This window comes from Vibrio sp. S234-5 (assembly GCF_000960595.1).
Classification (GTDB): domain Bacteria; phylum Pseudomonadota; class Gammaproteobacteria; order Enterobacterales; family Vibrionaceae; genus Vibrio.
Genome location: NZ_JZAM01000360.1, coordinates 256,296 through 268,386, shown reverse-complemented (window position 1 = coordinate 268,386; position 12,091 = coordinate 256,296). Strand labels below are relative to the sequence as shown.

At 43.8% G+C, this 12,091-nt stretch carries 8 protein-coding genes; all 8 read left to right on the top strand.

What is annotated here, in order from left to right:
• Positions 1-63: 63 nt before the first annotated feature.
• The 8 genes from pyrF to UF06_RS20240 all read left to right on the top strand — a co-directional run bounded on the left by pyrF (position 64) and on the right by UF06_RS20240 (position 12,071).
• Complete coding sequence (gene pyrF / locus UF06_RS20280; RefSeq protein WP_045572026.1) at positions 64-759, top strand: orotidine-5'-phosphate decarboxylase; 696 nt, start codon at positions 64-66, stop codon at positions 757-759.
• 435 nt (positions 760-1,194) lie between these two features.
• A complete protein-coding gene (locus UF06_RS20270) occupies positions 1,195-2,217 on the top strand; it encodes an ABC transporter permease subunit (RefSeq protein ID WP_082069789.1) in 1,023 nt (340 codons plus the stop codon).
• A complete protein-coding gene (locus tag UF06_RS20265) occupies positions 2,217-3,260 on the top strand; it encodes an ABC transporter permease subunit (protein WP_045572075.1) in 1,044 nt (347 codons plus the stop codon). Before UF06_RS20270 ends, UF06_RS20265 begins: the two co-directional genes overlap by 1 nt.
• A 27-nt stretch (positions 3,261-3,287) precedes the next feature.
• A complete protein-coding gene (locus UF06_RS20260; protein WP_045572023.1) occupies positions 3,288-5,126 on the top strand; it encodes an extracellular solute-binding protein in 1,839 nt (612 codons plus the stop codon).
• 23 nt (positions 5,127-5,149) lie between these two features.
• The gene (locus UF06_RS20255) at positions 5,150-6,016 is read left to right on the top strand and encodes an ABC transporter ATP-binding protein (RefSeq protein ID WP_052702602.1); all 867 of its coding nucleotides are present in this window, start codon (positions 5,150-5,152) and stop codon (positions 6,014-6,016) included.
• Between the two features lie 2 nt (positions 6,017-6,018).
• The gene (locus UF06_RS20250) at positions 6,019-6,849 is read left to right on the top strand and encodes an ATP-binding cassette domain-containing protein (protein WP_045572073.1); all 831 of its coding nucleotides are present in this window, start codon (positions 6,019-6,021) and stop codon (positions 6,847-6,849) included.
• A gap of 230 nt (positions 6,850-7,079) precedes the next feature.
• Positions 7,080-7,946 (top strand): hypothetical protein, encoded by an 867-nt coding sequence (locus UF06_RS20245; protein WP_045572022.1) that lies wholly within the window; start codon positions 7,080-7,082, stop codon positions 7,944-7,946.
• Between the two features lie 30 nt (positions 7,947-7,976).
• A complete protein-coding gene (locus tag UF06_RS20240) occupies positions 7,977-12,071 on the top strand; it encodes a zinc-dependent metalloprotease (protein WP_045572021.1) in 4,095 nt (1,364 codons plus the stop codon).
• The last annotated feature ends 20 nt before the right edge of the window (positions 12,072-12,091 follow it).

The window sequence follows — 12,091 nt, the reverse complement described above, 5'->3', positions numbered from 1 at the left end:
TAATGCAGTTGGTATCACAATACCAGCTGCATTTTTTTAGCAATGAGCATATTAGGAGATGAAATGATCGACCAAAAAGTTATCGTGGCTTTAGACTATGACAATCAAGCAGACGCGTTTGCCTTTGTGGATAGAATTGATCCCATGTCATGTCGCCTGAAAGTCGGCAAGGAGATGTTTACACTATTTGGTCCGGATTTCGTTCGTGAATTACATAAGCGTGGTTTTTCCGTCTTTTTGGATTTGAAATTTCACGATATCCCAAATACCTGTGCCAAAGCAGTGAGGGCGGCCGCGGAGTTAGGGGTATGGATGGTAAACGTGCATGCCAGTGGCGGTGAACGTATGATGAGCGCTGCTCGAGAGATTCTACTGCCGTATGGAAAAGAAAGGCCGCTTTTAATTGGGGTTACTGTGCTGACCAGCATGGAACAGAGCGATCTGGCAGGTGTTGGCTTAGATATGGAACCTCAGCAGCAAGTGATGCGTTTGGCTTCTTTGACAAAAAATGCAGGTTTGGACGGTGTAGTCTGCTCGGCACAAGAAGCAACGCTATTGAAACAAAATTTAGGGCAAGAGTTTAAATTAGTTACTCCAGGTATTCGTCCTCAGGGCTCAGAGCAAGGGGATCAACGACGTATTATGACTCCGGTTGAGGCAATCGCAGCGGGATCCGATTACTTAGTGATTGGCAGACCAATCACTCAAGCGGCAAATCCAGCAGATGTACTAGAGTCTATAAATACAAGTCTTCTCTAGTTTCATAGGTTCGCCATGTGATACTTATGAAGGTATAGTGTGAAATAGATCGCATTATTTGCGGATATTTATAAAAAGTTTTAAATGCATAAAAATGCACAAATAATGAATGTTATTTGTGCATTTTCTGCTTTTGCTGGAGGAGATAGTTCGGTAAACCTTGATGAAAAGGGAAACTATTGACTAGTTCAATAGTACAGGAGAGAAAGATAGAAAAAATCCGTGATTATCTATTCAAGATGTGAAGCTAATGTGACAGGCATATTAGCAGTTTCGAATTTGATATCAGTTCAGTATTTTGTTTTAAATGCGTGCTTAGCTGTCAAATCATGGCGGCTGAGGTGATCGAGTACCTTCTGCTTGGTCATGATTTTGTTGCAACGGGATTGTTGCAACTTTTGGAACTGATTTGTCACAGCATGGAGCTCATTGTAGGTGTTATCGTATATCCTTCGACGTATGGCCTTAATTGTCCCTACGTTTCTCGGCATCACTATCCTCATTTTTGCGATTACGCGATTTGTCCCTGGCGGTCCAGTAGAGCGTATGTTAGCAAGCATGCATTCTGGCAATGACACCGCGACCGTCAATGTTGCAGGAAATAACTCCGCCCTTTCTGAAGAGCAAATGGCCGAACTTAATGCATTTTACGGCTTAGATAAACCCGTCTTTGAAGCGTACGCAGAGTGGCTTAGTCGATTATTGGTTTTAGATTTCGGCGAATCGACACGTTATTACGAACCCGTTGGTACGATGATCGCTGAGCGTCTGCCTGTTTCGCTGTTTTACGGTGGTATGACCTTTTTTATCAGTTATTTCATCTCCATCCCTCTTGGTTATTTTAAAGCGATCAAACACGGCTCTGTATTTGATTCAACCTCTTCCATTCTGATCTTCGTTGGTTATGCTTTACCAGGTTATGTGGTTGGTGTTTTTCTTATTACTGTTTTCGCCTATAACCTTGAATGGTTTCCAATGGGGGGATTTGTCGGGGATGATTTCTCCGATTATGAAACACTCTTAGAGCAAGTTAAAGACATCATGTGGCACGCAATATTACCTCTCATCTGCTATTTAATTGGTGATTTTGCCACCTTAACCATGACGATGAAAAACAGCCTAATGGAGAATCTGTCTTCCGATTATATTCGTACCGCGATTGCCAAAGGTCTACCATTTCAAAAAGCGGTACGTAAACATGCTCTGCAGAATAGTTTAATTCCCATTGCTAGCCACTTTGGTAATTCATTGTTGTTCTTTATGACGGGCTCCTTCTTAATTGAAGTTATTTTTAATATCGATGGTATCGGTTTACTCGGTTATGAATCGATCATTGAACGGGATTATCCCGTTGTGATGGGAATTGTGGCAATTAATGCAGTCATGTTGATGGTTGGAAATATTTTATCGGATCTCTGCGTAGCGCTAACGGATCCACGAGTGAGGTTCGGCGCATGATGATCAATGTAAGCCCTTTAACACAGAAGAAAATTCGTGCATTTAAAGAGATTAAGCGTGGTTACTGGTCATTTATCGTCTTGGTCACTTTGCTGGTGCTTTCGCTGTTTGCTGAATTTCTCGTCAACAGCAAAGCGCTGGTAGTGAAATATAACGGCGATTGGTTTTTCCCTGTGGTGAGTGATGTTCGCCCAGGCAGTGATTTTGGCTTGGACTATTCAAGCGAGACGGATTACCGCAGCTTGAAAAAACAATTTGAACAAGAAGGTGGCTCCAATTTCGTGCTGATGCCACTGGTGCCATGGAACCCTTACGAGCAGGATTTTAGCGGTGATTTCCCGCCCGTTGCACCAGATGCCCAAGCCAAACACTACCTCGGTACCGATGTGATTGGCCGCGATATTCTTGCCAGATTGGTGTATGGCTTTCGAACTGCGATGGGGTTCGCTCTGGTGACGATGGCGGTCTCCTATGCCATAGGCACTGTTGTCGGCTGTGCGATGGGCTTCTTTGGGGGTAAGTTCGACCTTTTTGTTCAGCGGCTTATCGAAATTTGGTCTATGGTGCCTTTTCTCTATGTCATCATGATTTTGGTCTCCATCACGCAACCGACTTTTGCCCTCTTTGTGGCCATAAACGTATTATTTGGCTGGATGGGGATGACGTGGTACATGCGTACCATGACCTATAAAGAGTCGGCTCGAGAATATGTTCTGGCAGCGAAAGCATTGGGCGCGTCTACATGGCGTATTTTAATGCACCACATCTTGCCAAATACCATGGTGATGATTGTCACGCTCGCACCGTTTACCATTGCCGGGAATATTACTGCGCTGACCGCACTGGATTATTTGGGGCTAGGTCTGATGCCACCAACGCCAAGTTGGGGTGAGTTGTTACAACAAGGAAAGTCGAATCTGGATTCACCTTGGATAGTCTCGTCCGTGGTCACTTCCATCGTCGCCATTCTCGTTATGGTGACGTTCATTGGCGAAGCGATCCGCGCGGCATTTGATCCTAAGAAATTCACCAGATACGTATAGAAACGCCAAAACAAGGAAGAAACAGAAATGAAAAATAATAGAGTGGCGCTGTCCGTTTTTGCTGCGTTAGCGGCAGTCAGTTTTAATCTTCACGCACAGAGCTTGCCTGCTGAGATCACTTGGGTCAGCAATACCGAGGAACCGCTATTCGCTTCACCGGAAGCAAAACAGGGCGGAACACTGCGCACATACTTGACCAGTTTCCCACAAACATTGCGTAGCGTTGGCCCTGATGCCAACTCCGGTCTGCGTCACTACTTTATGGATGGAGCGCCTAAATTGGCTCAGCGTCATCCAAACACAGGTAAGTGGATCCCGCAATTAGCGGAGGCGTGGGCGTTTGATGCTGACAATAAAACGGTTTACTTCAAACTGGACAAAAACGCTAAGTGGTCAGACGGTGAGAAAGTAACCGCCGACGACTATGTCTTTATGATGAAATACTACCAATCGAAAGACATTATTGATCCCTGGTATAACGATTTCTTCACTAACAGCATCAAAGAAGTGGTGAAGTTTGACGACTACACTATCGCGATCAAAACGTCGACGGCACAAAGCGCCGATGCCTTGATGGTGTTGATCAACATGCCAAGCAACGGCTTACAGCCGCGTCCACAGCACTTTTTCAAAGGTGCTAAAGACGAGAACAACGACGGTATGCCGGACGATTTCGTACGTGCTTACAACTTCAAAGCTGAGCCAACCACGGCGCCATACTACATGGATGAAGTGGACAAAGGTAAGCGTGTTACCTTTAAGCATGTGAAGAACTGGTGGGGTTACCACAATCGTTACTACCAAAATCGCTACAATGTTGACAAAGTACGCATCAGCATCATTCGTGACCAAGACATCGCGTTGAAACATTTCGAGAAAGGCAATTTGGACTTTTTCGATATGGTGTTGCCCGAATATTGGCACAGCAAAGCAGATTCTGAAGGCTTCAAAAACGGTTACATTCATAAATTCTGGGGATTCAATCAAGCTTCGCAAGGCGCGGGTGGTTTGTGGATCAACACCGCCATGCCGCTGCTTGATAACTTAGAAGTGCGCAAAGGGTTAATGTTTGCCACTGACTACGATGGCATGATCGAAAACATCATGCGTGGTGATTATTCACGCAAACCCCACGGCCTCGGATTTGGCCATGGTGAATACGACAAAGCAGACAATAAAGCGCCAGAATTTAGCGCCGAGAAAGCGATAGCGCATTTTGAAAAAGCGGGCTTTAGCGTGATTGGCCCTGACGGTATTCGTATAAATGACAAAGGTCAGCGCTTGTCTTTTGCCATCACCTACGGTTACCAAAGTTGGACGCCGCGTATTGCTTATCTGAAAGAGCAAGCCAAACTCGCAGGCTTGGAGTTTACCTTAAATCTGGTCGATGGCTCATCGGCATTTAAGTACATTTTGGAGAAAAAGCATCAACTGGCTTTCCTCAATATGGGGTCGGGTGAAATTCCGGCTTATTGGGAATACCTCCATTCGGACAACGCGAATAAACCGCAAACCAACGCCCACACGAACTTCAGCAGTCTTGAATTGGATAAGTTGATCGAAGCCTATGATGCGGAGTTTGATGAGCAAAAACGTTACCAGCTCTCTCATCAAATACAGGATTACGTTAGTGACGCTGCCATTATTGTTCCTGGATATATGGTGCCCTACACCCGTGCAATTCACTGGCGTTGGCTGAAAATGCCAGCAAACCCAATGACGAAGAAAACCGAAGATTTCTTCCATCCTATGGACATCGGCAATTTCTGGATCGATCAGGATGTGAAGAAAGAGACAGAAAAAGCGATGAAAGCAAGCAAGACGTTCCCTGAAGTCACGGTTGTTGACGACAGATTTAAGCTGTAACCAAAGGATATAGGGTCAGGAAGATGGACAGTGAAGTTGTACTAAGTGTCAGAAACTTAGAGACTGAATTTCTAACGGATAGCGGGCCTGTGCAAGTACTGCATGGCGTCAGTTTTGATGTCAAAAAAGGCCGCACATTGGGCCTTGTGGGTGAGTCAGGATGCGGCAAAAGTGTCACCTCGATGTCCATCATGGGGTTATTGCCAAAACCTTACGGGCGAATCATCGGTGGCGAGATCCTTTACCGTGGGACAAACTTGGCTGTGTTACCGGCACAAGAAATGTACGCCATGCGTGGTGATCGCATTTCTATCATCTTCCAAGACCCTATGACGGCACTGAACCCAGTGCACACGGTCGGCAAACAATTGATGGAAGTGCTTAAACTGCACCGCCCAGAATTAAGCCGCAGTGAGCGCCGCAGTCATGCATTGGAGATGCTGAAAAAAGTGCATATCCCGATGCCGGAAAAGCGTTTGGATGAGTATCCCCATAACCTTTCTGGCGGCATGAGACAACGTGTCATGATCGCTATGGCGTTGGCTTGCAAGCCTGAAATATTGATCTGTGATGAGCCGACTACAGCGCTGGATGTGACTGTACAGGCATCAATTCTCGATCTGATCAATGAGTTGCAACAGGAAACGGGTATGGCCGTCGTTTTTATCACTCACGATCTCGGGGTGGTAGCGGAGATTTGTGACGATGTTGCAGTCATGTATGCAGGGAAAATCGTCGAGTATGCGGACGTCTTTGAACTGTTTGATGCCCCCAAGCACCCGTACACAGAGCGCTTAATGGGGCTCATGCCGAGCCTAGATCATGCCCCTAAACAGTTGATTGAGATTAAACCCATCGATATCAGCAAATTTCCGGAATTCAGAGGATGAGCATGGAAGAGATATTGAGAATCGACAATCTCAAGCAACACTTTATTTCGGGTAAAAAATTGTTTGCTAAAGGGTACACAGTCAAAGCCGTTGATGGGGTATCTCTCTCGGTTAAACGTGGTGAAACGCTTGGTCTCGTGGGCGAATCGGGGTGTGGTAAAAGCACCTTGGGCCGAACCATTTTAAAATTGTTCGAGCCCACTGAAGGCAAAATCTATTTTGAAGGGCGGGATATTACCCAACTCAGCCCGAAAGAGATGCGTCCTTTACGTAAAGAGATGCAGATTGTTTTTCAAGACCCGCTCGAGTCGCTCAATCAACGCCATACCGTTGGCATGATTTTGGAAGAGCCGTTTATTATCCATAAAGTGGGCACGGCGGCAGAGCGCAAACAGTGGGTAGTTGAACTACTTGAAAAAGTCGGTCTACCAGCGAATGCGGTCAGCCGTTATCCGCATGAGTTTTCTGGTGGGCAGCGTCAACGTATTGGTATTGCCCGAGCTATTGCGCTTAAACCTAAATTACTTATTTGTGATGAATCTGTTTCGGCGTTGGATGTTTCCGTACAGGCACAAATTATTAATTTACTCTTAAGACTGCAGCAAGAAATGAATCTGGCCATGATATTTATCTCTCATGATTTATCTGTAGTGAGACAAGTATCCGATAATGTTGCCGTCATGTACTTTGGAAAAATAGTGGAATATGGAAAATCGATTGAACTGTATAATAACCCACAAAATGAATATACAAAGAAATTGCTTTCTGCTATACCAATTACTCATCCAAAGTATAGAAAGAAAAAGCGAGAACTCCCTCGGAAAATTTCCTAGCGAAGCTATATAAGCCGAAGCGCTTTTTTAAAATACAGATTAATTCAATTGATTTAGTATTAATTACATTAGCAAAAGATTAATAAGGATTTAATCGCAAAGATACGCTTTGCGGTTAAGAGGTTTATCGAGGTTATTATGCCACGAAGGACACGTGCATTTTAAAATTGATAAACTGTTTAACTTTAAGTTTATTCTAATAAACTTAATTTTCATGGAAGTTAAAAAGTATGCAGCACACAACAAAGTGGAAGGTGACGCCACTTGCTGTGATATTAGCCGCATTATTCTCAACCTCAGCCTTGGCCGATGAGGATAATACGGTTGACAACAGCGGGGCAGAATCGACCAAAACTGAAGAGAGCGCATCTTGTTTTGTTTGTAATGTGAGTGGAGCCGTCTCTCTATCTTACGATACCAACATTTACAACAAAGATGACCATCGTTCTGTTCGCAATCTCTCTTGGAGTGGTGATCTAAGCTACAAGCTATCTAGTAACACCAAAGTTTACTTTTCGACTGGTGGATATCGAGCCTTTGAGGACGAAACCGGCACTTACGCGACGGATTCTGTTCTAGGTCTGAGCTATTCGAATCTCTACAATTTTGGTGAGACTGGAAAAATTGGTGCAAGTGGACAATTCACTATTCCGACCTCCGAATCCTCTGAAAAAGACGAATTGCAAACAGCGTTTCGTCTTTCGGTTCCTGTCGCGCTAACAGCGTGGGACATTGACTTTAGTATTTCTCCTCGTTTGAGAAAGAATTTTCATAAATATAAAACAGCTGGCGGTAAGTCACTTACCGAGTGGACATATTCGCTGTCTACTAGTGTGAGCAAATCATGGGAATCCTTTTCTGCGGGAGTCTCCATTCTTGGTGGAAATACAATAAGTTATCAAGGAACAAGACGCTCAAGTTGGAGTTATGGAGCCTCTGTTTGGGGGGCGTATAGCTTTAGTGATAACTGGTCTGCATCTTTGGAAGCAGCCACCTCAGGAGTGTATCAAGATGCTGAACGGGGTACGTTAGGTAATATCGATCTTTTCGACCAAGACAAAGCATCATATATAGCAACGTTAACATTTTCCTTCTAGGAAGTAACAATTAAAAAATAGGACACAAACATGACATTTAGGAAAGTGGTGTTAGCATCGGCTATCGCTCTCGCATTAGCAGGGTGCGGTGCAGATGATAAAGCATATGAATATTTGGATAAAGACAGTAATCAAACAACGATTGCTAATATTACATCTAATTCGCCTATTAAAATTCAAGCAGCGAACGAAAGAGACGCATATGAAATCCCACTAGATGGTATTTGGATATTCCAACAATCACTTGGCGATGTTTCTCGTACGTCTGGAACGACACCATATATGTATGATTATATTAATGGTGAGCGTTTGGTTCAGCTTAAATTGACCAAAGATGGTTTGGTGGGTGATCTCCTAGAGGGCGATATTAGCTTCGAAGGAGAAGTGACACGTTTTGAACAACGTCAAAACGTAAACCGTAGACTTTTCAGCCTCAGTGGGGAATATGAATCCTATGAGTGTGATGAAGACTCATATGGCGATTGTACTAACAAAGAAACTGAAGTTTCTGATCCTAATGTGCGTTGGTGGCAAAAAACACATTTTACGCCGGATTTTGAAACAGTGACTATTGATGATGCTCAGTATCTATTCAAATATTATTTGGAAGATAAAAAAGAGACGACAGTGACTCATGTGGAGTTTAACCCCAAGAATGGAGTCATCAATATTGAATACGAGCACAATTTGGTCGGGCGTAATGGACAGCCAGAAACGGCGACAGAGTTCTTTTCTCTTGTGCGTTTAGATGTTGTTGCTTCGAAAGGCTATCAACCTATCCACTACGATCTTTCAGAACATCATCGGTTTGGCTTTTTTAAAACTGCATACGAAAAGCTGGATCCAAACTACATTGAGAATCAAAAAGGCTATGAAGGCTATCTCGTTAACCGCTTTGACCCCCGTAAAGAAAAAATCGAATACTATTTAAGTGACGAATTCTTTCGCAAGGATGCCAATGGCAATTTGGTCAACAAAGTTTGGCTAGATGCCACAGTGAAGGGCTTTGAGTACATCAATAAAAGTTTAGTTGATAAGTTTTCTCCAAATGGAAGACTCGTACCAGAACTAGTCTTAGTAAACAAAGATGCCACAGAACCGAGCAACGTTCGGGTTGGCAATGTGCGTACAAACGTGATCCATATCGTTCCTGAAGCAAGTGAATCTGGTTTGCTGGGTTTTGGTCCAAGTACCTCGAATCCGTTAACGGGCGAAATTCTCAGTGCTTATACCATTATGTATCCGGGTGTAGCACAAATGGGTGTTGGCACAGCATGGGATGAGCTTGCTGACCTGTATAACAAAAAAGAGTTAGCAAAGCCTGAAGATGTTAAGTCATATGGCTCGCAATCATCCGCACCTTTAACGGAAGGACTTCAACTGGTTAACTTGGCAGAGAACTCAATAGTTGGTCAACCTGCGAGTATTGAAGAATTACAAAAAAGTATTTTTAAAGCTCAGGAACAATATAGCGAGACAATTGCTGAAGATGAATCACTTCAAGAAACGGATATTCTTTCAAGAAAAACCGCACTTGAGCAAATGATGGCGAACAACATGTTCCCAGCGGAATATGCTGGTATTTCCGCAAGCATGGTCGCTCATAAAACCGATATTACAGAGCTGGATTTTTTTGAAGAAGGCATGTTTGTCGACAGTTCAGTGCCAGTAGATGCTCGCAAGCTTAAGATGTGGGATGAGTTGGACTTAGCACAACGTGCGAAAATCAGCCGAGCAATTTCTACTCACCAATATCTAACCACCCTCGTGCATGAGGTGGGCCACAACCTTGGTTTACGCCATAACTTCAAAGGCTCGTTTGATGGTGACAACTTCTTTACTGAAGCTCAAGCTAGATCACTTGGTTTAAAAGGAGTGTCAGCTACGTCATCAATCATGGACTACACGCCATCAGAGATCAACGTGCATCCTGCTTATGGTTTGTATGACCGCGCTGCACTTCGTTTCGCCTACCAACGTAAAGTCGAAGTACACCCAGAAATCGATGAAGACAGCCAGACAAAAGAAGAAATCTTGGCGGTTAAACGTGATGAGTCTCAGATCAAGTTTGTTGATCTCGCTCCGTTTGACAAAGTGAAACGTTCAAATTTGTCACAACCTTCTGCACTTGCCAGTTTAGAACAGGGTTATGAATTGCAGTCTCAAGGTTTACAGCTGAAAGAATTTGGCTATTGTACGGATGGTAGAGGGCGTGCGACGACAGAAACGGGCTGTCTAGTCTTTGATGAAGGGACGTCAATAGAAGCGATTACGGATGCCTATATCGAACGCTATGAAACTCGCTCTGATCTGGTCAACTCTCGCCGAAACCGCCTAGAGTTTAACGAAAACAACCGCTATTTGAGCAAACTTTTCAGCACGTGGAATTCATTCGGTAGAATGAATATGGTGGTTGATGATTATTACCAAGCTTATTTTACTGGGGACTACCAGACTCCAGCTCAGGCTTGCTCTGATGTCAGTACGGCAACAAAACAGGCGACGTGTGACGTTGCTAAAGCAGCATACAAACAAGCCTATTTCTACTTGGACATTCTGAAGACTCCTGAGAAGCAGTGTATCTTGCATACTAAGCAAGAATTGAAACAAGCTGATGGTTCTTATTTAGAAAACTGGTCTGGCAATTCAGATTGGTCTTTGAGTTCTACCAACTGGCTCGCAGGGCAAGTAGCTGGTGAGGTCTATACCTCGAAGTTCAAGCTGCCAGAGTCGTGTTTTGATACTGATCTGAAAGCAGCAGTAGAAAGTGGGTACCGCTACTATACCAGCCCTACAAACGGAAATTCATACCGATTTGCTTACAGCGTTGTAGCAGAGTCTAAACATGGCGATTTCTTGAATAAAGTGACATTTAGTAATCGTCCGAGTGAGGAAGACGCTTCGTATATTGGCTATGAAGTCGAGCACCTTGGTATTTGGATGGATAAACTTTTAGCGATTGAAAGCTTGTTCCAACCATCTGGTTTGCGAGGTGTAGACTTTGCTCTGATTGATTTGCCTGGAGTTCGAGATGAGATAAAAGCTCTGGTAGATCATTGGGCTACGGGTAAGCCTCTTCCTAAAGCATCAGAACTAGCTAAGGAATTTGGTCACATAGCCGATCCGTATGTTTTTGTAGATGCAAATGGTAACGCAGTACCAGGCATCAGCTACGATCCACAGTGGAATAGTTCAGAGATACGAGCGACACCAAGTCGACTTTCGTGGATTTTGAACCGTTGGTACGGCACCAATCGTAGTGGTGGTACATCGGCAGCGAAAAGCTTCTTGTATTCAATTTACAAGTACGACAGTTTCCGCACGGATGATTACAAACCTGAAGCGTATGAGATGGGGCGCTATATATCTATTAGTGAGGATTACCTTCCAGGATATACACAGAAAATTGATATCTTGGGCAAAACTTACTATGCCGATGAGTCTAACGTTTTAGCAGAGCAAATGATTAAAGAGATAAAAAAATCGGATATCTTTATTATTTCTCAGTATAGCCGTTCTGAGCTAAACGAACATTTAGTCGGGCGTGCTGCACATCTCAAAGGCTTGATTAGCGCTGCGGCACTACAGTCCACAGATGATGACGTTTTGCAGGCTGCTTTAGCCAGCGATGCTGCTGTCTCTACACTTCGCAACGGCAAATCGGGTACGGCTAAATGGATAGCAGCTTTGAAAAATGAGTTTGAGTCTTCTTATCCTGGCTTTATTACTTATGGTCATTTATGGGGGGCTAGAGATAAACTTATTACTTCCGGAGACATGGTTTGGACAGGCAGCTGTTTTGCTTTAGACGACATGGGTTGTATGTTTAGCAATGACAAGAGTGATCAAAGCAATCTTTATTCGTCAGCTATTCAATCTGCACTGGCTTATGATGGCCTGTGGAGTGCTAATAATACTTTAGCGCTAGTTACGCCAACATACTTGGCGAATTACGAAGCTCAGGTGGCTTCTTTAGATGCTATTTACCGAGTCGCAGAGGCTTCAATCAAAAGCTATTTAGATAGAAACTTTGGTAATGAAAAGTTGCGTTTGGAAGCGGTTGATGACCAAGGTCTACGCAATCTTGTTATCGTAGATGAAGATAGCTCATTTTCAATATTTTAAGTGACTAATGATATGTATGG